This is a genomic window from Lentzea sp. CA-135723 (genome assembly GCF_050936595.1).
GTDB lineage: Bacteria > Actinomycetota > Actinomycetes > Mycobacteriales > Pseudonocardiaceae > Lentzea.
Genome location: NZ_JBNJMK010000002.1, coordinates 653,626 through 676,906 on the forward strand (window position 1 = coordinate 653,626; position 23,281 = coordinate 676,906).

The following is a 23,281-nucleotide window of genomic DNA, read 5'->3' on the forward strand; positions in this document are numbered from 1 at the left end:
CCTCCCTGGAAGAAGGTCCGATGAACAGCAGTGGCACGAGGGTGCCGTCTCCCCGGCTGTACCTGGCCGGGTGGACCACGACCACGCTGGGAACCGGCATCGTGTTCCCGCTGACCGCGGTGTACCTGCGCGATCAGCTCGGGCTGCCGGTCGGGTCGGTCTCGCTGTACTTCGTCCTGTTCGCGATCGCGGGCCTGGTGGCCAACCCGTTCGCGGGCCTGCTGTCGGTGAGGTTCGGGCCGGGACCGATCGCGGTGGCGGCCACCGCGTTCCAGACCATCGGACCGCTGTTGCTGGCGGCGCACGGCCCCGACGCGCTCAGCCTGACGGCGTCGGTGTTCTCCGGGGCGGGCACCGGGATCTTCTACGCGGTGCTGACGCCGTTGCTGATCCAGCTCTTCGGAGAGGCGAAGCTCGGCAGGATGCTGGCCGCGCAGAACGCGGTGAGCGCCGCGTCGGTCGGCGCCGGTGCGGTGATCGGCGGCCTGCTGGTCGAGGCGCTGGGGGAGGCGGGCTACCGGCTCTCCTTCCTGGCCAACGGGATCAGCTTCCTGGCGTTCGGGCTGGTGCTGGCGGCGGTGCTGCGCGGTGTGGCCGCGCCGTCGGCGGAGGTGAGCCGTTCGATCTCACCGGCCAGCGTGCTCGCCCCGTTCGTCGACCGGCGGTTCCTCGTGATCCTGGTGCTGCAGGGGGCGCTGGTGCTGTTCGGGTTCGGGCAGGTCGAGTCGGTCATGCCGATCGTGCTGCGGGACAGCGCCCAGCTCCAGGTGATCGGGATCAGCGTGGTGCTCGCGGTGAACTCGCTGTCGATCATCGTGCTGCAGGCCCCGGTGCTGCGGCTGGTCGAGCGCATCGGCCACGTGCGGTCGTTGCGGGCCGCGCTGGGCTGCTGGGCGCTGAGCCTGGTGGCGCTGTGGCTCTCGGCCGCCGTGTCCGGCCCGGTCGTCGCGGTGGTGGCCGCCGCGGGCTGGGCGCTGCTCTTCGCCCTCGGCGAGTGCTTCATCGCGCCGAGCATGCAACCGCTGGTCGTCGCGACCGCACCACCCGGTCGGCTCGCCTCGTACACCGCCTCGACCTCGCTGGTGCACAGCCTCGGCAACCTGGCCGCGCCCGCGTTGTTCCTGCCCGTGTTCACCGGCCTCGGGTTCGGCGCCTACCTGGGCTTCCAGCTGGCCGGCTACCTCATGGCCGTGCTGGTGCTGCTGATCTCCGCCGGGGCGAGGGCGTCCGCGTCCGTTCGCTGACCACAGACATCTGAAGGAGGAAGAAGATGGTCGCACGCACCTCCGGGCGCGGCACCCTGCTGGTGCTCGGTTCCGGTTACCAGCTGGGCCACGAGCGGATGCTCGCCCAGATGGCGTCCGAGGCCGACGTCCTGCTGCTGAACCCCGAACCCGTCACCTGGCAGGCCCGCTGGGTCCACGACTCGGCGTGGTTCGACCCGGCGAGTGAGGGAGACGTCTCCCTGCGCGCCAAGGAACTCGTGGCACGGCGGGAGGTCAGCGCCGTCACGACGTACGAGGAGTCGATGGTGGTGGCCGCCGCACGGCTCGCGGCCGAGCTCGGCGTGCCGGGCGTGCCGGTCGCGGCCGCGGAACTGGCCAGGGACAAGCACCGGCAACGGGAACTGCTCAACCGGACCGGCATCTCGCCGACGAAGTCGTTGCTGGTGAACGATCTCGCCTCCGCTCGCCGGGCCGCCGAGGAGGTCGGCTACCCGCTGATCGTCAAGCCGCGCGGGCTGTCCGGCAGCGCCGGGGTGTGCCGGGTCGACGACCCCGCCGACTTCGACATCGCCTACGAGACCGCCGCCACGGTGGACAAGAAGGGCCTCGACAGCGAGGGCGTGCTGATCGAGGAGTTCCTCACCGGCTTCGAGTTCGACGTCGACTGCTGGATCGTCGACGGCAAAGCGACGCCGGTGTCGTGGGCCCGCAAGATCTGGGACTACGACCCGTACCCGATCGAGGCCGGCTTCGTCATCGGCGAGGGAGCGCTCGCCGATCCCGTCACCACCGCCGGGTTCGACCTCGCCTGCCGGGCCGTCGAAGCGGCGGGCATGGACCGGACCGTCGCCCACGTCGAGGTCAAGATGACCCCGGCCGGGCCGCGGATCATCGAGCTGAACGCCCGCCCCGGCGGGGACATCGCCTCGCGCATCGTCGAGCTGGGCCGCAACGTCCGGCTCGGGTCGCTGCTGGCGCTGGCGGCACTCGGCGGCCCGCTGGAGAGCTTCCCCGTGCGGGACCGCTCGGCCGGCATCAGGTTCCTCTACCCCAAGGGGCGCCAGCTTTTCGAAGGCCTGGCCGAGGCGGCGGAGCTCCGCGCCCGGCCGTGGATCCACGAGATCCGCGAACTGCGGCCGCACGGCGACGTCGTCACCGCGCCGCCGGAGGACCTGTGGGGCCGCGTGGGCTACGTGATGGCCACGGGCTCGCACGCCGACGAGGTCGTCGACCGCCTCACGCTCGCCAACCACGAACTCACCGTGCTCGGTCCGCAGGTCTGACCGGACACCCCTGAACCTACCCAGAAAGGCAGTGACAGCCATGACCGAATGGCAGCCGGAGACCTACGGGCCGCGGTGGAAGAACGTCTACGACGAGATCGACTGGCCGCAACCCGAAGGGGCCGTGGACTTCCTCGCCCGCCACGCGGGCAGCGGCAGGGCGCTCGAACTGGCCATCGGCACGGGCAGGGTGGCGCTGCCGCTCGCCGCGCGCGGAGTCCGCCTGGACGGCCTCGACGCCTCCCCGGAGATCGTGGAGGTGATGCGCGGCAAGCCCGGTGGGGACGACATCGAGGTCTTCACCGGCAACATCGCCGACTTCAAGATCGAGCGCAAGTACTCGCTCATCTTCCTGCTGCTCAACTCCCTGTACGCGTTGCAGACGCAGGAGGAGCAGATCCAGTGCTTCGAGGCGGTCGCCCGCCACCTGGAGCCGGGCGGGAAGTTCGTCGTCGAGGCCTTCATGCCGGACCCGACGCGGTTCCGCTTCAACGGCCGCGCCCACGTCTACGACGTCGGTCTCGACCACGTCCGGATCGAGGCGGACACGTTCGACCGCGCGAACCAGATCATCAAGGAGAACCACGTCGAGATCCGGGAGACGGGCATCAAGCTCTACCCCGCGTTCCTGCGCTACGCGTGGCCGTCCGAAATGGACCTGATGGCGCGCATCGCCGGCCTGACCCCGCGCGGCCGCTGGGGCGACTGGAACAACGTGCCGTTCGACTCGTGGTCCGAGAACTACATCGGTCTGTACCAGAAGCCCGAGTGACGATGCAGGCCACCGCGGTGAACCAGACCACGCAACAGGTGGCGGCGGAGTCGCACGACCCCGGGCTGCCGGGGGCGGGTCCGCGCGTCGGCGGACCCCACCCGGTGACCGCGATCGTGCAGCGGCTCGCCGAGGCCTTCCGGCCGTGGGGGTTCGCCGTGCGGGACCTGCCGCTGCTCGCCACCGAGCAGGAGAACTTCGACCTGCTCGGCTACCCGGACGACCACCCCACCCGGACTCAGCTCACGTTCAGTCCGGTGCGGGGGGTCGTGCTGCGCACGCACGCGTCGTCCGGAATCCCGGCGGTGCTGCGCGAGGCGACGGGACCCGCGCGGTCGCTCCTGGTGGGCACCTGCTTCCGCAACGAACGGCCGTCGCAGTTCTCCTCCTCCCAGTTCACCCAGATCGACGGCATCGCGGTCGAACCCGGCCTCGGGCTGCCGGAACTGGTGGGGCTGCTGGAGGTCATGGTCGGCGCGCTGTTCGGGCCCGACCACCCGTGGTGGCTCAACCGGAGCCACTACCCGTTCACCGCCGTGGGTTTCGCCGTCGAGGTGGCCTGCCCGCGCTGCTCGGGCGGCTGCGGGGAGTGCCACGGCCGCGGCCGGGTGGAGATCGGCTCGGGCGGCCTGCTGGCCAGGGACGTCCTCGCGGCGTGCGGCTGCCAGGACGACTGGACCGCGGTCAGCTTCGGCTGCTCGGTCGAGCGGCTGCTGCGGCTCTCCCACGGCGTGACCGACATCCGGCCGCTGCTCGGCGGCGACGCCGGTTTCCTCGCCCAGTTCGACTGACGGAAGGCAGGTGCTGCGCTGATGAGGATCTCGCTGGCCTGGCTGGAAGCCGAGTGCGGCACGGCCCTCGACCCCGCCGCCACCGCGCTGCTGCTGGACGAGGCGGGCGCGGAGGCCGACGTGGCGGGCGACCGGGCGATCGAGGTGATCGCGCCGCCGGCGTTCGCCCACCTGGTCTCCGTGCGCGGTGCGGGTGCGGAGATCAAGGCTCGGCTGGGGTTGCCTAGCGACATCGGCAACCCAGCGGGGTTCGCGGCGGTGCACGTCGTGGTCGGTGGTCCGGTGCGGGTGCCACCGCGCGAAGAGGAATGGCTGCGCGACAGCGAAGTCACCCTGTCCGGAACCGTCACCGACGTGCTCGCGTTCGTCGCGATCGAGACGGGCGTCCGGGTCGCGGGGCACGTCGAAGCGGACGGAACGCTGGTGTTGTCCGCCGAAGGCTCCGGCGGCCACACCGCCGTGGCACGGGCGGCCGCACTGCTCACCGCCTGGAGCGGCGCGGTCGTGACGAAGGAGGTCCTGCCCGCCGCTGAAGCACCCCGCCGGATCACGGTCACCCCGGAACGGATGCGACACCTGCTGGGACCCGGCCTCGACGCCGACACAGCCGTCGAGGCACTGGGCCGGGGCGGGATCAGGGCGGTGCGCCGCCCGGACGGCGTCCTGGTCGTCACGGTCCCGTCCGGACGGTCCGATCTGGACGGTCCGGAGGCGGTGGCGGCGGAGGTCGTCCGGCTGCGCGGCGGCTACCGGGCCGTGGCCGCGAGCCGGCTGCTCCCGATCCGGCCGCCGCGCGAGGACCAGCAGCGGAAGGTCCGCGACCTGACCAGGGACGCAGCCGTGAGGTTCGGCCTCAGGCAGGTCGTCACGCCGGTGCTCGACCGCGCGGACGGCACGGGGCCGATCGTCGTGTCCGGAAGGACCGGGCTGCGGCACCTGCAGGTGCGCCACAGCCTGGTCGAGCCGCTCGTCCGGCTCGGCACCGGGCACCTGTTCGAGATCGGCGCGGTGCCGGAGTCGGCCGTCCCCGGCGACGAACGGTTCCGGTTCTGCGCCGTGCTGGCCGGCCCGGTCGCGGAGGCCACCCTGGTCGACCCCGCGCCACGTCAGGCGGTGTTCGCCGACCTGGTCGCGCTGGCCGAGCTGCTGGCCCGCGTGCACGGCCGCGGCGAGTGGGACTTCGTGCCGGCCCCGCACCCCGGGTTCGACGAGGAGGTCTCCTTCTCGCTCGTGGCCGGGGGAACGAAGCTCGGCCGCGCGGGCAGGTTGTCCGAAGTGGACGGTTACGGCCTGGAAGTGGACCTCTGCGCGCTGTCCGCGCTCGACCGGGTGCGGCGCACGGTGCGGATGCCGGAGGACGAACCGTTGTCCTTCAACGTCACCGTGGTCGTCCCGGACCGCACCCCCGTCGCGGACGTCCGGGCCGTCGTCGCCCAGGCCGCGGACGCACCCCTGTGGCGCGTCGCGGTGAAGGACCTGTTCCGCGGCGGAACGGGCCGGCTGTCGCTGACCCTGTGCGTCGCTTTCCCAGGCGTGCCAGGGGAAGCCGTCCGATCCCAACGCCGGCGCCGCCGGGAGGCCGTGCTGCCGGTGATCGTCGAACACGGCTGGGAAGGGCGCTGACCGGACCAGCCGGGAAGAGGGGCGCAAGTGGCCACCGAACTTGAAGAATCGTTCCGCGACTGGCTGACGAGCGACAGCTTCGCCTGCCTCGGCGCCAGAGCCTCCCTGCGACGCGGGGAGCTGACCGTGCGTTCCTACGGGCCGATGGGGTCCCTGGACCACACCCGCGAGCTCCACGAGGACCTGGTGGAGTTCCTCGACTTCGACGCCGACCCCGAGGCCGGCGGCTTCCACTCGTTCGCCGCGCTGTTCACCGACACCGAGACCTGGACCGAGCAGGACTTCGAGAAGAGGCTGTGGCAGCAGGTGCAGGACCTGCACGGCGTCGACCGGCTCGGCTTCGCCTGGGCCGACGAGGTGTCGATGGACCCGGCGGCCGCCGACTTCGGCTTCAGCGTCGGCGAGCACCCGGTGTTCGTCGTCGGCATCCACCCCGGCGCGTCCCGCGTCTCCCGCCGGTTCGGCACGCCGGGGCTGGTCTTCAACTCCCACCGCCAGTTCACCGCGTTGAAGAAGACCGGTGTCTACCAAGGGTTGCAGAAGGCCATCCGCCGGCGGGACGTCGCCATCCAGGGTGTCGTGAACCCGATGCTCGGCGACTTCGGCGAGCGGTCGGAGGCCTGTCAGTACTCCGGGCGCGAGGTCCCCGCCGACTGGGACTGCCCCTTCCACCCGTTCCCCTGAGCACCAGGAAGGTTCTGTCATGAACTCACGCCGGATCGCCGTCGTCGGAACCGGCTACGTCGGTCTGACGGCCGGCGCGTGCCTGGCGTCACTGGGGCACGACGTCGTGTGCGTCGACATCGACAGCGCTCGGGTGGCCCAACTCGGCAGCGGCACCGTCACGTTGCTGGAGGAGGGCCTGCCGGAACTGGTCGCGGAAGGCCTCGCCGCCGGCAGGCTGCGCTTCACCGACGACCTGCACGAGCCGTTCGCCGGAGACCCGGTGGACGTGGTCTTCCTCTGCCTTCCGACGCCCATGGGACCGGACGGCGCGGCTGATCTCAGCGCCGTGACGGCCGTGCTGGGTCAGCTGCGCGACGAGTTCCCGCCCGGCTGCGTCGTCGCCATCAAGTCCACCGTGCCGGTGGGAACGTCGGACCTGGCACGTGACCTGATCGGCAGGGACGACGTCTTCCTCGTCTCCAACCCCGAGTTCCTCCGCGAGGGCAGTGCGGTCGAGGACTTCCTGCGGCCGGACCGCGTCGTGGCCGGCTCGCACTCCCGCGAGGCCGCGCAACGGGTGCTGGACCTCTACGCCGGGCTCGGCGCCGTCACCCGGATCACCACCCCGGCCGGCGCCGAACTGGTGAAGTACGCGTCGAACTGCTTCCTCGCCCTGAAGGTGTCGTACGTCAACGTGCTGGCCGAGCTGTCCGAACGGTTCGGCGCCGACGTGCGGGACGTGGTGGCGGCCATGGGCGACGACCACCGCATCGGCGGTTCGTTCCTCGCCCCGGGTCCAGGCTGGGGCGGGTCGTGCTTTCCCAAGGACACCAACGCGTTGCTGTCGATGGCCCGGTCCGCTGGTGTGGACTTCGCGTTGCTGCGGGCGAGTCTCGACACCAACCGCCAGGTGCGGGCCCGGATCGTCGACCAGGTCAGGGCGGCGGCCGGCGGAACGCTGCGGGACGTCCGAATCGGACTGTTCGGCCTCACCTTCAAGGCGGGCACCGACGACGTGCGGGACTCCCCGGCGCTCGCCGTCGCCGAGCTGCTGCACGCCGAGGGGGCGATCCTCACCGCGTACGACCCGACGTTCCCCGTTCTCGACGCCGGGCTCGCCGCCAGGCTCACCGTCACCGACAGCCCGTCCATCGCGGTGAAGGGGGCCTCGGTGCTCGTCGTGCTGACCGAGTGGCCGCAGTTCCGGGAACTGGACTGGGGCAGGCTCGCCGAGCTCGTGGAGTCGCCGAACATCGTGGACACCCGCAACCTCCTCGATCCGGAGGTGGTCCGCGCGGCCGGGTTCTCCTGGACGGGCAACGGGCGATCGCGGTGATCACGGTCCGGTGTCGGTAATGTCCGGAGAACGAATGCAACGGTGCGTCCCGGTCCGGCACCACAGCTGAGGGGAACCTTATTTCCGGTAGTTCTCGGCGAATTGGATTTCGAAACAGCTGTACGCGATTTTTTGTTGACAGGACAACGGTTGGGGGTGGACCGGCCCCACGGGTGAGGGGCGGACTATAGCGCATCGAAGTGGACTGTTGGCTAATGAGATGCAAACTTGTCCATTTACGCACAAAGGTGGAGATTGACGCCGCGGTGGTTCATGTGGCGTAGAGCGGTCGGCTGGTGGCCTGTATCGTCGTGGTTGGGCTGCATCAAATGCAGTGGATTCAATTGCACCTGCTCCAAGGGCCTGGGGATTGCCGTTGCCGCACGTAGAGCCAGTTCAGCTGCGATTCAACGTTCTCGGTTTGCTGGAATGTTGGGCTGATGCGAAACGGGTGAAACTGGGCGGGCCGGTGCACGAGCGGGTGCTCGTCAGCCTGCTGCTCGAACCGGGCCAGGTGCTGCCGGTGTCCCGGCTGGTCGAGGCGGTCTGGGACGACGCGCCCCCGGCGACCGGCGCGCACCAGGTCCGCAAGGCGGTGGCGAGACTGCGCCAGGTCATCCCGGACGGCGCCAGGCTGCTCACCACCGAGGGGTCCGGGTACAGGGCCGTCACCGACTGGGTCTACCTGGACCTCGACGACTTCCTGGCGAGGCTCGGCGAGGCACGTCAGGCGGCCGCCGCCGGCCTCACCGGGGAGACGGCGGACCTGCTGCGGCAGGCACTCGCCCTGTGGCGCGGTCCCGTGCTCTCCGGTGGCGGCGGACGGCTGATCGACGCCGCGTCCACCGCGCTGGAGGAACGCAGGCTCGCCGCCGTCGAGCAGCTGATGGAGCTGCGGCTGAACGACGGCGAGGCCGCCGAGCTCGTGGGCGATCTCGTCGAGCTGGTCGCCGCGCACCCGTTGCGCGAGACGTTGCACGCGCAGCTGATGCTCGCCCTGTTCCGCTCCGGCAGGCAGGCGGAGGCGCTGGAGACCTACAACCGGGTGCGGCGGCTGCTCGCCGACGAGCTCGGGATCGACCCCGACACCAGGCTGACCGAGATCCGCGACTCGATCCTGCGCAACGACCCCGCGCTCGTCGCGCCCGCACGTCCGCAGCGAAATTCCGCCGCTGTCCCCGAACTCTCGGGATTCGTGGCGTCCGAATGCTCGCTTCCGTACGACCTGCGCGACTTCGCCGGGCGGGAGCAGCAGCTGCACGACCTGATCGAGCACGCGCGCGAACCACGCGGGCTCAGCCCCCGCATCCTGGCGATCGACGGCATGGGCGGGGTCGGCAAGACTTCCCTCGCCGTGCACGCCGCCTACCTGCTCGCCGACGACTACCCGGACGGGCAGCTGTACGTCGACCTGCGCGGGTACACCGAGCAGCAGCAGCCGTTGAGCGTCGAGTCGGCCGTCGAGACGTTGCTGCGGGCACTGGGCGTGCCGAGCTCCCGCGTGCCGATGGACACCCAGAGCAGGCTCGCCGAGTGGCGCGCGATCGCGGCCCAGCGGCGCCTGCTGCTCCTGCTCGACAACGCGAGGGACGCGGCCCAGGTCCGGCCGTTGCTGCCGCCCAGCGCGAACTCGATGATGCTGGTCACCAGCCGGGCGCGGCTGGTGGACCTGGACAGCGCGCGGTGGATCTCGCTCGGCACGATGACCCAGGAGAACAGCATCGCGATGCTGGCCGACACGCTCGGCGAGCAGCGGGTGGCCGCGGAGAGCGCCGCCGCGGCCGAGCTCGCGGAGCTGTGCGGGCACCTGCCGCTCGCGTTGCGGATCGCCGCTGCCCGTCTGCACAACCGGCCGCGCTGGACGATCGCCTACCTGGTCGACCGCCTCGGCAACGAGTCGCGCAGGCTCGACGAGCTGCGGTCGGGGGAACGCAGCGTCGAGCTGACCCTGAACCTGTCGTACCTGGGGCTCACCCGCGAGCACCGCACCGCGTTGCGCCTGCTCTCGCTGCATCCCGGGCACAACATCGAGGCGTACGCGGCGGCCGCGCTCCTCGGCACCGACCTGGACGAGGCCGAGGCGATCATGGAGCACCTGCTCGACGTGCACATGATCCAGCAGCACGAACTGGGCTACTACGTGTTCCACGACCTGGTCCGCAGCTTCGCCCGCCGGCTCTGCCTCGGCACGGGCGACCGGGCGGAGGACGAACGCGGCGAACAGGAGGACACGGCCGCGCTCGCCCGCCTGCTGGACTACTACATGCTCGTCACGGACGTGGCGTGCGACCTGGCGTTTCCCGGGCGGGTCTCGCTGGAGTCCCCGCTCGAGAAGGCCGGCGTGAGCCTGCCGTCGCTCCAGGACGCCCACCAGGCCAGGAAGTGGCTGGACCGCGAGCAGAACGCGCTGCGCAACGCCGTGGCGCGCGCCCACCGCGTCGGGCTGCACTCGCACGCCGCCGCACTGGCCCGCAACGTCGTGTTCCAGCTCGACGCCACCGGCCAGTTCGAGGAGTACCAGGAGATCGCCCAGATCGCCGTCGCCGCGTCGCGGGAGCTCGGGCACTCCTCCCTGCTGCGGATGAGCCTGTCCAACCTGGCCGTCGCGGAGTGGAAGCTCGGCCGCTTCTACGAGGGCATCGCCGCCGCGACGGAGGGGCTCCACCTCGCCGTGTGGCTGGGGGACCGGCGAGGTGAAGCCAAGGACACCGGCATGCTCGGCGTGCTGCTGGGCGCGCTCGGCCGGTTCGACGAGGCGTTGTCCCGGCTGCAGCAGTCCATCGCGATCAAGCGGGAACTGGGCGCGAGCCGGGCCGAGGCGGAGTCGCTCACCAACCTCAGCACGCTCTACGAGCAGTGGGGTCACTACGAGGAGGCCGCCGCGGCGGCGTTGCGGGCGCTGGAGCTCAACCAGGAGCTCGGGGTCAGGGACAACGAGCTGGTGTCACTGGCCGACCTGGCGACGGCCCACCTCGGGATGGACCAGGACCGCGAGGCCCAGGTGTACCTCGACCGGGCGTTGCGGATGGCCGACGAGAGCCTGCCCGCCGCGGACCGGGCGCTCGTCGTCGCGCTGGCGGCCAAGGCGGCCTACCGGCGCGGCGAACGCGACCACGCCGCGACCCTCGCCGCCAGGGCGCTCACCCTCGGCCGCACGAGCAGGACCCCGATCCGCCAGGCCAGGATCGAGAACGTCCTGGGCGGCCTGGCGCTGGGCGACGACCGGCACGAGCTCGCGCTGCAGCTGCACTTCAACGCCCACCGGATCGCCTCGGAAGCCAGCTACCAGGTCGAGGAAGCCCGTGCGCTGCAAGGGCTCACCCAGGTCTACGAGGCGATCGGGCACATCACCGCCGCCGCGCACCGCCGCAAGCAGGCCGGCGACCTGTTCGACAAGCTGGGCATCGCGGTGCAGTTCCGACGATCGGGCTGACATCGATGTCACGGCCTGTTCGGGCCCTCACCGCCGTTGCCGGGGTCCTGCGGGTCGAGCGCGACGATCGAGTAGGTGTCGTCCTGCGGTGCGGTCTGCCCGTCGACGGCCAGAGGTGCTGCGGCGGCCGCGAGGAGGAGGACGAGACCCATCACCTTGTTGAACATCAGAACTCCGATCCGCTCTCTTTCGAGTACTGCTCGACAACGTGAATGGTGGCTCAGTCCGTTCCCGCCTCGATACCTGCCGCGCGGCGGAGCCGGGAACCGCACGGCAACCGGTGCGGTGGAACCGGTTCCACCGCACCGGGGAGTCCTGTCAGGCCAACCGGCCGGCCAGCTGATCGGCCCAGCTCTCCACCGTGGTGGCGCTGAACAGATCTGTCGAGTACTCGACGTCGAGGGTGATCATCTCCTCGTCAACGGTGAACACGGCGTACAGCTCGGTCCGCGCCTGCCCCGGTACCGCGCAGCCGCGGATCCTGGTTTCGGCCCCTCCCAGGCTGATCGCCGGTGCCGCGGTCGTGACGACGGTGAACAGCACTGGCGGGTAAGGGGAATCGGCCTCGTGCGGGAGGGCCGTGCGCACGACTTCGCTCAGTGGCAACGCCTGGTGGTCGAGCGCCGTGTACAGGCGGTGGGCGACATCGTCGTCACCGTTCACCCGAACCAGCACGGCTTCACCCACACAGCCGATCAAGGTCGCGTGCTCCGGTGCGGTCCGGCGCGAGCTGGAGGTGGCCAGCACGACGTCGTCCCTGCCGCACACCTCGGCCAGCCAGCGGGCGAAGATCTCGGTGAGGACCACGGTCGGCGTGACGCCCTTGGCCAGTGCGGCCTTCTGGACCTTCTCCGCTTTCGCACTGCGGTGCACGAGCGCGCCGGCACCGGAGAGCCGCGCCGGGCGGGGTGCGTCGCAGGGCAGGCCGGGGTCGAGCGTCGCGCCGGCGAGTTCCGTGCGCCAGAACGACTCGAGCTCGTTGTTCGCCGAGGCTCGTTCGCGCCGGGCGTGGTCGGGGAACTGCGCGGAGGGCGGTGGCAGCGGGATTCCCTCGTACAGAGCCTGCAGTTCCTGCCAGAGGACCCCGGCCGACCAGCCGTCGAAGATCAGGTGGTGGAAGACGACGGCCAGCACCCACCTGTCGTCGTTGATCCGGCCGGCCCGGACGCGGAACAGGGGAGCGGTGGCCAGGTCGAACTCCGTCCGGGCCTGGTCGAGGACCCAGTCCTGGCAGCGGGCCTCGTCGTCGGGCAGGTCCTCCACCTCGACGGTGACGGGCAGGTGCGGGAGAACCTCCTGCTGTGCGCCAGGGAACCGGGTGCGCAGCGCGGCGTGCCTCCGGGTCAGTTCCTCGAACGCCCGGCGCAGGGCCTCGACGTCCAGCGGTCCGTCGACGTCCAGCCGGAACGGGATGTTGTAGACGGACGAGTCGGCGCGCGCCTCGTGGCGTTGCCGGAGCCGTTGCTGGGCCAGGGTCATCGGTGCCCGGTCGACGAGCCTGGCGGCGACACCGCGCACGGTCGGGTTCAACAGGAACTCGGCCATGGGGATCCTGGCGCCGGTGTGCGCGCTGATCTCGTTGAGCAGCCGGACCATCGTGAGCGAGTGGCCGCCGAGCGCGAAGAACGACTGGTCGGCGCCGATGTCGTCACGGCCGAGGACGTTCTGCCACAGGGCGTGCAGCGTTCGTTCCAGCTCGGTCGCGGGAGGAGTGGGCGCTGCGAGCGGTGGCGCGGGCAGTTCGCGCGTGGCGAGCTTTCCGCTGGTGTTCACCGGAAGCCGGTCCAGCCGGACCCAGCGGTGCGGCACCTGGGCGGGCGGTAGCTGCCGGGCCAGCGCGGTTTCGAGGCCGGCCGGGTCGTCGTCGGTGACCACGTAGGCCACCAGTTCGCCGTCCCGCACGACGACGGCGGCGTCGCGGACACCGGGGAGCCGCAGCAGGGCGTGCCGGGTCTCGCCGGGCTCGACCCGGTTGCCGCGGATCTTGACCTGGTCGTCGGTGCGGCCGAGGAACTCCAGCTCGCCGTCCGCGCGCCACCGCCCGAGGTCCCCGGTGCGGTACCGGGCGGGTGCGACGAACGCCGCGGCGGTCTCGTCCGGCCTGCCCAGGTAGCCGTCGGCGACGCACACGCCTTCGAAAGTGATCTCGCCGACCGCGCCGATCGGGACCCGGCGTCCATTCGCGTCCAGCACCCGGACGCGGACGCCGTCGAGCGGCCTGCCGATCGGGGGCCTGCTCTCGCCGGGCTCCACCGCGTGGATCGTGTTGAGCACGGACGCCTCCGTTGGCCCGTAAGCGTTGTAGAGAACGCAGTCGGGGTGTGCGGCGAGGAACTCGTGCACGGCCTTCGTCGGGGTCGTGGGCTCGCCGATGGACACGATCTCCCGCAGTGACGGCAGGTCCGGGTTCGACTCGAGCAGGTGCAGGATCGGGGTGAACGGCAGGCACACGCGTTCGGCCTCGTACGCGCGGATCACCTCCGCGACCGCCGCCGGGTCGTACCGGATCTCCTCCGGCGCCAGCACGAGCGCGGCACCAGATGCGAGCGTGGTGAAGATGTCGTAGACGCTGACGTCGAACGACAGGGACACCCATTGCAGCGTGCGCGTCGGCGGGTGCTGTTCGCCGTGCCGGAGCACGAGGTTCACCGGACCGCGATGCGGGACGAGCACGCCCTTCGGCCGTCCCGTGGAACCGGAGGTGTAGATGCAGTAGGCCAGATCGTCCGGGCCTGCGGCGCACTCCGGTACGACGGCGCTCGATCCGAGGTCCTCGACGTGGAGGACCGGCACGTCGGCGAGGGACGGGAGGTCGTTGCCGGACAACAGGATCGAGGCCTGGGAGTCCTCCACGAGGAAGCGCAGGCGCTCCAGCGGCAGTGCCGGGTCGAGCGGCAGGAAGGCGGCACCGCTCTTGAGGATCCCCAGCAGGGCGACGATCTGGTCGGGCCCGCGGCGCAGGTGCACGCCGACGAGGGTGCCGGGGGACGCACCGAGCCCGATCAACTCGTGGGCGACCTGGTTCGAGCGCTCGTCGAGCTCGCGGTACGTCAGCTCGCCCAACGGGCCGAGAACCGCAGGGGCGTCGGGGTTTCGCCGGTCGACGAGGTCGTGCAGGCGCGCGGTGGACGGTTCCGCGTCGGCGCCCTCCCACAGGTCGAGCAGCCGCTGGTCCGCGTCGGTGACGTCCGGGTCGAGCCCGCGCCGCACCGACCGCAGCACGTGGTCGAAGTGGTCGAGCAGGCGCCGGACCGTGCTCTCGTCGAACAACGCGGTGTCGTACTCCAGCACGCACCGAACGCTGTCGGCCGCGTTGGTGAGGTACAGCACCAGGTCCATCGGTGCCCGGTCGCTCGGCACGTCCACGGCGGTGGCGGTCAGCGGTGGGGCGAACTCCACCTCGGTCTCGTTCTCGTACTCCACCAGGATCTGGAACACCGGGTTGCGCCCGGGGTCGCGGTCGGGGTTGAGCTCCTCCACCAGCCGTTCGAACGACGCGCCGCGATGCTCGTAACCGTCCATCAAGGACCCGTTGAGCCGCTGGGCGAGCGCGGAGAAGGACGGCGTGCCGGACAGGTCCATCCGCAGCGGCACGGTGTCCACGAACATGCCGATGACGTCGTCGTGCGGCCGGCCGGACACCCCGGTGCCGATGACGAGGTCGTCCTGGCCGCTGAACCGGGACAGCACCGCGGCGAACGCCGTCAGCAACGTCGAGAACGGGGTGACCCGGTGCTCGGCGGCGAACCGGCGGACCCACGCGGCCAGGTCGCTGTCCAGCGCGTGGGTGAGGAAGGCGCCCTCACCGGTCCGCACGGCGGGTCGTGGCCGATCGGCCGGCAGCTTCAGCTCCGGCGCGCCGGCGAGGCGTGACCGCCAGAACGCGACGTCCTCCTCGCACGTCCCGTCGGGCACGGCCGTCTCCCTGGCGGCGGGCAGGACCGCCGCGGGCCACGACCGGTAGCCCGCGGCGAGGTCGCGCAGGAACACCGCGGTGGACGCCGAGTCGAACACGATGTGGTGCGCCAGCAGGAAGAGCACGTGGTGCTCGGGGGAGAGCCGCACCAGCCGTGCGGACAGCAACGGCCCGGTCGCCAGGTCGAACAGCTCCCGCCCGGCCGTGCGCGACAGCTCGGCGATCACCTCCTCCTCGGAACGTCCGGTGCGGTCCAGGACGGGGCAGTCGACGTCCACATCGGACTGCACGAACCGGTGCGGCACGCCGTCGATCTCGCGGAACGTGCTGCGCAGCGCGGGATGCCGGGCGATCACCCTGCTCATCGAACCGCGCAGGGCGTGCTCGTCGAGCGGTCCCTCGAACCGGATCGCCTTCGGTTCGTGATACCCGCGCTGACCGGGGTGGAGCTGTTCGAGGAACCAGATCCGGCGTTCGGCGGGGGTCGCGGGCCTCGGGGCCTGCGCGTACGTGCGGCGCAGGGCGTCGAGGGCGGGCAGACCGGCGAGGACCTCGTCGGTGGCGACGCCGAAGTCGACGAAGCACGCGATCTCGTCGGCACCGGCGGCGAGCAGGCCGTCCACCACCTTGCCGCAGCTGACCGGGCTGCCGATCAGAGCGCGTGAGTCGCAGTAGCGCTGGTAGGCCTGTTCGAGCAGGAACGCCACGTCGTCGGGCGCGGTCCGGTCCAGGTCGATGTCCACGCCGAGGCTGTTCGTCACCTGGTCGAACAGCGACAACGACGAGCGCAGGTACGCGCAGAACGGCTCGAAGGCGGCAGCGCGTGCCTTTTCGGAGTCGTCGCCGAGGTAGGTGTGGACCAGCACCACGACCCGTCCCGCCTCGGGGTCGAGGCCGTGCTCGGCCCGCGTCCGCCGGTAGAGCGCGATGTTCGCGGCGAGCTCCTCGACGGTCTGCGACATCAGGTTCGTGACCACGCCGAGGCCGGCCTCGGCCGCCTTGCGGTAGCTGTCCGGGTTGCCGACGACCGCCACGTACAGCGGCGGTTCCTCCTGCACCGGCCGCGGGTGCGAGCGCACCTCGACGACCTCGCCGTTGCCCGCCGTGGCCGCGATCGCCTCACCGGCCCAGAGCCTGCGCACGGTGTCGAGCCGGTCGTACATCTCCTCGCGGTGCGTGCCGTAGGTTTCCGGCGCCAGCACGAAGTCCTGGGCGTGCCAGCCGCTGGCTACGCACAGCCCTACCCGGCCGCCGGACAGGTTGTCGACGACCGACCACTCCTCGGCGACCCGCAGCGGGTGGTGCAGCGGCAGCACGACGGAGCCCGCGTGCAGGCGGACGCGGCTGGTCCGCGCGGCCAGGGCGGCGGCGAGCACCGACGGGTTGGGGAACAGCGCGCCGAACGAGTGGAAGTGCCGTTCGGGCAACCACAACGCGTGGAAGTCGTGCTCGTCGGCGAACTCCGCCGCCTCCATGATCAACCGGTACTTGTCGCCGGCGGTCTGGTCAGGGTAGTCGCCGAAGAAGTACAGGCTGAAGTCGCAGCCGGTGGGGGACGGCAGCGGGGTCGAGGCGGCGGGCAGCGGCACGGCGGGCTTCGTTGCGGCCCGCTTCGGTGCGGCCGGTTTCGGTGGGTGCGGGGCCTTCTGCGCCCCGAGCAGGTCGAGCTGGCGGGCCATGAGCTGGGCGAGCTGCTCGGTGACGCGCAGCTGCTGCTCGATGACCTCGGTCACCTCGGTCACCTCGGCGGGGGCGGTCCGGGCCGGCTCGGGTTCTGGGCGCGGGATCGGCGTGGGTGCCACCGCACCGGCCCGTGCGGCGAGCTTGCGGGGAGTGTCGGTCTCGGCGAACAGGTCGCGCATCGGGACGCGGACGCCGGTCTTCAGGTGCAGCTCGCGGACGATGCTCATCAGGGCCAGCGAGTCGGCGCCGAGCTCGGCGAACGACCGGTCGGGGTCGACGTCCGGCAGGCCGAGCTGGTGCGCGAGGAGTGAGCAGACCAGGTCCGGGGCGGCCTCGGCCGGTGCGGCGACGGCGACGGGCGTGCGCCGCAACGGATGACCGGGCAACGGGACGCGCCGGCCGTTGACGACCTGGGTCCAGTCGACGGTGACGCCGGACCGGTGCAGCTCGGCGAGGGCGGCAGGCAGGGTGAGGTCGTCGCCCCAGCTCCGCACCCACCTGCTGCCGGGCAGTGCCCTGCGGCCGATGCCCGAGAGCACGCCGCCGGGACCGATCTCGACGAACAGCGCCCCGCCGTCCACGGAGGACAGCACCTGGTCGAACCGGACGGGCTGCCGGGCGTGCCGGCACAGGTACCCGGCGTCGACCGCGGTCATCCTGCGGCCGTCGAGCCCGCTGATCATCGCCTTCCGCGGTGGTGCGAACGCGACGGCCTCGGCGGCGGTGCGCAGGTCCGGGAGGATCGGGTCGATCAGCGCGCTGTGGAACGCGCGGCCGGTGCCGAGCTCCCGCCAGGGCAGACCCTGTTCGTCGAGCAGCGCGGTCGCCGCCTCGACGGCCTCGGTGGCCCCGGACAGCACGCAGGCCTCCGGTCCGTTCACCGCGGCGATGTCGGTGCCGGTGCGTGCGGCGATGCGTTCCACAGTGGACAGGTCGCCCACGGTCGCCACCATGCGGCCGGGTTCGGTGGCGGACATCAGCTCGCCGCGGATCGTGGTGAGCCGCAGGCCGTCCTCGAACGTCAGCGCTCCGGCGGCGTACAGGGCCGCGTACTCGCCGAGGCTGTGTCCGACGACGACGTCCGGTTCGACGCCGAGCGACCGCCACCTCTCCACCAGGGCGGCCTGGAACGCGAACAACCTGGGCTGCGCCAGCGGGCTGACGCAGGCGTCGATCATGGCCTGGGAACGGGGGAAGCCGGTGAAGTCCGGGTCGGGCGCGGGGGTGTCCTGGCCGGAGAACGCGAACACGACGGGGCCGGTTCCGCTGGTCCGCGGGTCGTTCAGCGCGTCGGCCAGGTCGGTGAGGGTCCTGCCGACGACGGCCGCGCGGTGCGGCCGGTGCCGGCGGCCGAGGGCGAGGGTGCTCGCGACGTCGGCGGGGGACAGCTCGGGGTGGGCCACCAGGTGGTCGCGCAGGTCGCTCGTCAGTTGCCGCAGCGCCTCCGGGGTGTGCGCGGACAGCGGCACGACCACCGGTCCTTCGTCCACTTCGGACGGTAGTTCTGGCGCCTCCTCCAGGATCACGTGCGCGTTGGTGCCGCCGACGCCCAGTGCGCTGACCCCGGCCCGGCGCGGGCCTCCGTCCGTGGTCCACGGCCGGAGCCGCGTGCCGAGAACGAAGGGGCTGTCGTCGAGCTTGAGCGCGGGGTTGGGCGTGTCCAGGTTGATCAGCGGCACGAGCTCCCGGTGCCGGAGCATCAGGACGGTCTTGATCAGCCCGGCCAGCCCGGCGCAGGTGTCGAGGTGCCCGATGTTGGGTTTGACCGAGCCGAGCGTGCAGAAGCCGGTCTTCCCGGTGCCCTCGCCGAGCGCCCTGGACAGAGCTTCGAACTCGATCGGGTCGCCGAGCGCGGTGCCCGTGCCGTGCGCCTCGACGTACGAGATGGTGTCGCCGGCGACTCCCGCCCTGCGCAGGGCCTCGCGGACCACGTCGACCTGGCCCCGCACGCTCGGCGCGGCGAACCCGACCTTGCCGGTGCCGTCGTTGTTCACGGCCGTCCCGAGGATCACGGCGTGCACCGTGTCGCCGTCGGCGATGGCCCGGTCGAGGCGCTTGAGCAGCACGGCGGCGACCCCGTTGCCACCGACCGTGCCGTCCGCGGCGGCGTCGAACGCCCGGCAGCGCCCGGTGGGGGAGAGGATCGAACCGGGGAAGTGCCGGTAACCGGACTCCTGCGGGGTGCGCACCGCGGCGGCACCGGCCAGCGCGAGGTCGGCGTCACCGCTGAGCAGGCCCTGCACGGCGAGGTGCACCGCGACCAGCGCCGTCGAACAGGCCGTCTGCACGCCGATCGCGGGACCGGTGAGGCCGAGCCGGTACGCCACCCTGGACGCCAGGAAGTCCGGTTCCGCACCGATGGTGGCCTGCATCGCGGAGGGGATGTCGGGCGACGGCGCGCGGTCGAGCAGGTCCTGGTGACCGTAGAGGTGCATGCCCGAACCGGCGTAGACGCCCACGCGGACGTCCGGTCCGGGGGCGGCGTGCCCGCCGTGTTCCAGGGCCGCGTGCGCGCACTCCAGGAACAGCCGGTGCGCCGGGTCGGTGAGCCGTGCCTCCGCCGGGGAGATCCCGAAGAGCCCGGCGTCGAAACCGTCCACATCGGACAGTGCGCCGCCCTTCGGCACGACGTCGTCGCCGACGCCGGCGAAGGTCTGGACGCTGTCGACACCGCCGCGCAGGTTCCGCCAGAACTCGTCGAGCGTCGCCGCGCCGGGGAACCTGGCCGCCATCCCGATGATCGCGATCCTGGTGTCCGCCTTCGGGTTCTCGATCGGCGCGGGCCTGGCGAGCGGCTGCCCCGTCACGTGGGCGGTCAGCGCGGCCACGGTCGGATGCTCGAACAGGGCGGTGGTGTCGATGCCGACGCCGAGCCGTTCCTCCAGGCCGGCCTTGAGCCGCATCAACGCGATGGAGCTCAGCCCGAGCTCGTAGAACGGCGTGTGCTCGTCGACCTGCTGCCCCAGCACGTCGTTCACCACCGCGCGCACGTCCGGCCGTCCCCGCTCCCGCAACGCGCCGCGCTTCACCTTGCCGCTGCCCGTGCGCGGGAACTCGGCGGACGGCACGGCGATGACCCGCGCGGTCAGCCGGAGCCGGGTGAAGACGGCAGCCCTGACCTCGCGCTGGATCCGCGCGGTGTCGGTGCCGTCGTCCTCGACGAAGATCACCAGGTCGTCGCTGCCCGTCGCCGGGTTCGGCAGGCCGCACGCGCCGACACCCCCGGCGGGCACACCGGCGACGGAGCCCGCGACCGCCTCGACCTCGTGGCACGGCACGTTGTGCCCGTTGAGGATGATCACGTCCTTCTCCCGGCCGGTGATCGCCAGCTCCCCGTCGTGCACGAACGCCAGATCGCCGGTGTGCAGCCACGTTCCGTCGCCGGGCAGCAACGCCCGCGTGGCCTCGGCGTTGCCGGCGTAACCGGCGGTCATCCGGTTGCCGGAGACCTGCAGCCGTCCGACGTGGTCCTCCGGCAGGACTTCGCCGTCGTGGTCGACGACGCGCAACCGCGCTCCGGGAGCGGGTTTCCCGACCATGACGAACGTCGACGTGCCGGGACCGGCCTCGTCCGTCCACCGCAGCTCCCCGCCCAGACTGGACTTCAGCGCGTGCCGGGCCTTCAGCCGGCCGTGGGTGATGCCCGTGGTGGTCTCGGCCATGCCCCAGGTGGGCGTGAACGTGTCGATCTTCATCCCGAAAGCCGCGGTGGCCGCGAAGAAGCGGTTCACCACCTCCACGTGGATCTGCTCCCCGCCGCACGTCAGCGACCGGACCGACGTGAGATCCCACGCCCGTCGCGGCGCTTCCGCGATGGCACGAGCGGCGAGCTGATACCCGAACGTGGGCGCCCACGCGTGCGTGACCCGGTGCGCGGCCATCGCGTCGAGCCAGGAGAGCGGGTCCGCCAGCACGTCCTCGGTCCGCAGGTGAACGTTCGTGCACCCGGCGAACACCTGCGTGACGTGGAAGAGCAGCAACGCGCCGCTGTGGTCCACCGGCAACCAGTTCACCGACACGGACCTCTGGCCGACCCCGAGCATGCCTCCGCTACCCGCGGCCAGCTCGGCCAGCGCCCGATGCGTCAACTGCGCGGCCTTGGCGTCCCCGGTGCTCCCGGACGACAACATCAGCAACGCGACATCGTCCTCATCCGGCCGATGAACCTCCTCGGCAGGAGGATTTCCCTCCAGCCCAGCGACATCCGTGATCACCACCGGCTGCCCGAGCAACGTCCGCACGTGCGCAAGCCGCTCCTGCGCAGGCCCACCCACCGGTGGATCCGCGATCACGACAGGAACGATCCCACCGAGCAAACAGCCCCACAGCGCGGGAAAGAAGTCGTGCAACGGCAGTCCGACGAGCACAGCGCGGTCACCGGCACCCACCCCGCCCGCGCGCAGCCCGCCGAGAATCCGCCGGGAGCGCGCCAAGAGCTCGGGATAGGTCTGCAGACCGCCAGGCGTACCAACGCCCGCCATCGGTGAGTTCCGCGCGGCCGCGAGCAAAGCGCTCACCGCGTCTCGCGGATCGCAGGCCCGCAGGACGAGTTCGCCGCCGGAGCTGAAGGAGGACTTTCCCATCGTCACGAACTCCTCAACGTTTTCGACGCAAGCAGGAACGTGGCCGCGGTGGCGAACGCGACCCCGTGCAGCAACGAGACGACGACCAGCGGAGGCAACACCTCCAACAGCCCGGCGGAAACGAGCATCCCGGCCGCGAAACCCCCGGCCTCGACACTCGCGGACACCCCGAACACCCGCCCGCGCACCTCCTCGGGCAACGCCTGGATCCGGGACACGTAACTGATCTCGGTGAGCCCGTCCGCCACCCCGGCCACGAACGTGACGACGACGAGCCCGACCACCGGCACACCCGAGAACGCGGCGACGAACGCCACCGACATCAAGCAGGTACTGGCCGCGAACGCCCGCGCGCCCACCCGCCCGGCCCACCGCCTGAGCAAGCGATGCGCGGAGAACGTCCCGACAGCCCAAGCAGTCCAGAAAACACTCATGAACACCGCGGACGAGGCGAAAACCGGCAACGCCACGTTGTGCGAAGCCGACCCCAGCGCATCGGCCCCGCGAACCACGAGCATCCCCAGGACCACCTGGGGCACCACGCCGCTCCGCACCCGCCCCCGGACAGCCGGCCGGCCAACCCCGAGCCCGACCGGCAACAGGCCCACCACCAAGGCGCAGACCAAGAACGAGGCGGCGTTGATCAGGAACGCCACCTCGACCCCGGCCGCGGGCACCACGACCCCGGCACCGGCGAACCCGAGCACCGTGCCGGCAGACCGCCCGGCGACCAGGCGCCCGTTGGCCTGAGCCAGCCGCCCAGGCCCCACCACCTCAGGCACCGAACACCGCAACGCGACGGTGAAGAAGGTGTTGCCGGCCCCCATCACCACCACCACGAGGCACAGAACACCAAGCTCAGGCCAGACCACCAACGCCACCATGGCCGAAGCCTGAGCAAGATCAGCCCCGACCATGACCCACCGGCGTGGCAACAGAACCCGCCCGGCCACGAACCCGCTGACGAACCCGGAACCCAGCCGCAGCGCCATCACCGCCCCGGTGACCCCGGCGCTACCGCTGACCTGCCAGGTGAACAGGCTCAGGGCGACCAGGTTCAGGTAGTTCCCGAACGCTGAAGCGGAACAGGCCGCGACCAGCGCGCCGAACGCCCGCTCCGTTCGTCGATCGGTCTGCACCATGTCCCAAGTCCACCGCGCACCCCAAAACCCCGAAAGTCGCACAAACCATGACTTGACAACACCAACCGGGCACAGGACAGGAGCCAACAGGTAACGCCCCGGCCGAAGCTCCAAGCACCCCAGAAGGAGGCCACCGATGACACCAGCCCCTCATACCCACACAGTGGCCTTCGCAGTGCGCCACCCCCTGCTCCGAGCAGGCGCGATCTGGGCGGCCACAGCGGGAAACCAGTTCCGGCTGACCGACGCGGCAGCCTCGGTGGAGGCCCTGGACCCCACCACCCCGGCAGACCTGACCGTCGTGGAGGTGAGCCCGCAAACCCCGCCCCAGCCGATAGCGGACCTGGCCACCACGAGCCGGGTGGTCCTCCTGGCCGACAAGGCCGACCCGGCGACCAGCGCCCTCGCCACCAGGACAGGCGCTCACCTCGTCCTGGACCACCACACCGAACCCACCGACCTGCTCAACGCACTTCTCCACCAGGCCAAGACGATCGCCCCGACCCAGCACACGCGGCTGAGCCGCCGGGAGATCGAAACCATGCGCCACATAGGCGACGGCCTGACGTACCGCCAGATAGCCCGCCGCATGGGCCTCTCCGAAGCCACGGTGGGCACCTACGCCCGCCGGATCAGGCAGAAGCTCAACGCCCCCACCAAGGTCCAGATGGTGGTGACCGCGATGCGCTCCGGCTACGTGGTCCCACCGGCCGCACACGCGGCAAAAGCCTGACCGCGGAACTGTTGAACGTTCAATACTTCAAGGCCGTGAAGCGATTCCAATTGCGTCAGAATAGTCCAAATCGAAATGTGGCGACACGACGCGT

Annotated in this window: 12 protein-coding genes; 9 read left to right on the plus strand and 3 right to left on the minus strand. The window is 71.4% G+C overall.

Features of this window, described 5'->3' with window-relative positions:
- Positions 1–20 precede the first annotated feature (20 nt).
- The 8 genes from ACQEU1_RS39060 (at position 21) to ACQEU1_RS39095 (ending at position 11,130) form a co-directional block, all read left to right on the plus strand.
- Positions 21–1,244 (plus strand): MFS transporter, encoded by a 1,224-nt coding sequence (locus ACQEU1_RS39060; protein WP_433213789.1) that lies wholly within the window; start codon positions 21–23, stop codon positions 1,242–1,244.
- Positions 1,245–1,270: 26 nt separating this feature from the next.
- Positions 1,271–2,509 (plus strand): ATP-grasp domain-containing protein, encoded by a 1,239-nt coding sequence (locus tag ACQEU1_RS39065; RefSeq protein ID WP_433213792.1) that lies wholly within the window; start codon positions 1,271–1,273, stop codon positions 2,507–2,509.
- A gap of 40 nt (positions 2,510–2,549) precedes the next feature.
- Positions 2,550–3,281 carry a class I SAM-dependent DNA methyltransferase gene (locus ACQEU1_RS39070; RefSeq protein ID WP_433213795.1) on the plus strand — a complete coding sequence of 244 codons (732 nt, stop codon included), beginning with the start codon at positions 2,550–2,552 and terminating at the stop codon, positions 3,279–3,281.
- A gap of 2 nt (positions 3,282–3,283) precedes the next feature.
- The gene (locus ACQEU1_RS39075) at positions 3,284–4,072 is read left to right on the plus strand and encodes a hypothetical protein (protein ID WP_433217000.1); all 789 of its coding nucleotides are present in this window, start codon (positions 3,284–3,286) and stop codon (positions 4,070–4,072) included.
- 21 nt (positions 4,073–4,093) lie between these two features.
- Complete coding sequence (locus ACQEU1_RS39080; protein WP_433213798.1) at positions 4,094–5,695, plus strand: hypothetical protein; 1,602 nt, start codon at positions 4,094–4,096, stop codon at positions 5,693–5,695.
- Between the two features lie 27 nt (positions 5,696–5,722).
- Positions 5,723–6,379 carry a guanitoxin biosynthesis heme-dependent pre-guanitoxin N-hydroxylase GntA gene (gene gntA, locus ACQEU1_RS39085; protein ID WP_433213801.1) on the plus strand — a complete coding sequence of 219 codons (657 nt, stop codon included), beginning with the start codon at positions 5,723–5,725 and terminating at the stop codon, positions 6,377–6,379.
- Positions 6,380–6,398: 19 nt separating this feature from the next.
- On the plus strand, positions 6,399–7,697 hold the full coding sequence (locus tag ACQEU1_RS39090) for a UDP-glucose dehydrogenase family protein (protein WP_433213804.1): 1,299 nt from the start codon (positions 6,399–6,401) through the stop codon (positions 7,695–7,697).
- Positions 7,698–8,148: 451 nt separating this feature from the next.
- Positions 8,149–11,130 carry a BTAD domain-containing putative transcriptional regulator gene (locus ACQEU1_RS39095; protein WP_433213807.1) on the plus strand — a complete coding sequence of 994 codons (2,982 nt, stop codon included), beginning with the start codon at positions 8,149–8,151 and terminating at the stop codon, positions 11,128–11,130.
- A gap of 8 nt (positions 11,131–11,138) precedes the next feature.
- On the opposite strand, the gene ACQEU1_RS39100 is transcribed toward ACQEU1_RS39095, so the two are convergent.
- The 3 genes from ACQEU1_RS39100 to ACQEU1_RS39110 all read right to left on the minus strand — a co-directional run bounded on the left by ACQEU1_RS39100 (position 11,139) and on the right by ACQEU1_RS39110 (position 22,454).
- Positions 11,139–11,297: a hypothetical protein gene (locus ACQEU1_RS39100; RefSeq protein WP_433213810.1), complete on the minus strand. Its 159-nt coding sequence runs from the start codon at positions 11,295–11,297 to the stop codon at positions 11,139–11,141.
- 151 nt (positions 11,298–11,448) lie between these two features.
- Positions 11,449–21,312 (minus strand): MupA/Atu3671 family FMN-dependent luciferase-like monooxygenase, encoded by a 9,864-nt coding sequence (locus ACQEU1_RS39105; protein ID WP_433213813.1) that lies wholly within the window; start codon positions 21,310–21,312, stop codon positions 11,449–11,451.
- A gap of 2 nt (positions 21,313–21,314) precedes the next feature.
- On the minus strand, positions 21,315–22,454 hold the full coding sequence (locus ACQEU1_RS39110; protein WP_433213816.1) for an MFS transporter: 1,140 nt from the start codon (positions 22,452–22,454) through the stop codon (positions 21,315–21,317).
- Positions 22,455–22,617: 163 nt separating this feature from the next.
- Here ACQEU1_RS39110 and ACQEU1_RS39115 point away from each other — a divergent pair, with 163 nt between their 5' ends.
- The gene (locus ACQEU1_RS39115; RefSeq protein WP_433213819.1) at positions 22,618–23,187 is read left to right on the plus strand and encodes a response regulator transcription factor; all 570 of its coding nucleotides are present in this window, start codon (positions 22,618–22,620) and stop codon (positions 23,185–23,187) included.
- Positions 23,188–23,281: the final 94 nt, after the last annotated feature.

Coding starts and splice junctions, on each gene's coding strand:
- ACQEU1_RS39060 (WP_433213789.1), top strand. CDS start 21: ATGAACAGCAGTGGCACGAGGGTGCCGTCTCCCCGGCTGTACCTGGCC.
- ACQEU1_RS39065 (WP_433213792.1), top strand. CDS start 1,271: ATGGTCGCACGCACCTCCGGGCGCGGCACCCTGCTGGTGCTCGGTTCC.
- ACQEU1_RS39070 (WP_433213795.1), top strand. CDS start 2,550: ATGACCGAATGGCAGCCGGAGACCTACGGGCCGCGGTGGAAGAACGTC.
- ACQEU1_RS39075 (WP_433217000.1), top strand. CDS start 3,284: ATGCAGGCCACCGCGGTGAACCAGACCACGCAACAGGTGGCGGCGGAG.
- ACQEU1_RS39080 (WP_433213798.1), top strand. CDS start 4,094: ATGAGGATCTCGCTGGCCTGGCTGGAAGCCGAGTGCGGCACGGCCCTC.
- ACQEU1_RS39090 (WP_433213804.1), top strand. CDS start 6,399: ATGAACTCACGCCGGATCGCCGTCGTCGGAACCGGCTACGTCGGTCTG.
- ACQEU1_RS39100 (WP_433213810.1), bottom strand. CDS start 11,297: ATGTTCAACAAGGTGATGGGTCTCGTCCTCCTCCTCGCGGCCGCCGCA.
- ACQEU1_RS39105 (WP_433213813.1), bottom strand. CDS start 21,312: ATGGGAAAGTCCTCCTTCAGCTCCGGCGGCGAACTCGTCCTGCGGGCC.
- ACQEU1_RS39110 (WP_433213816.1), bottom strand. CDS start 22,454: ATGGTGCAGACCGATCGACGAACGGAGCGGGCGTTCGGCGCGCTGGTC.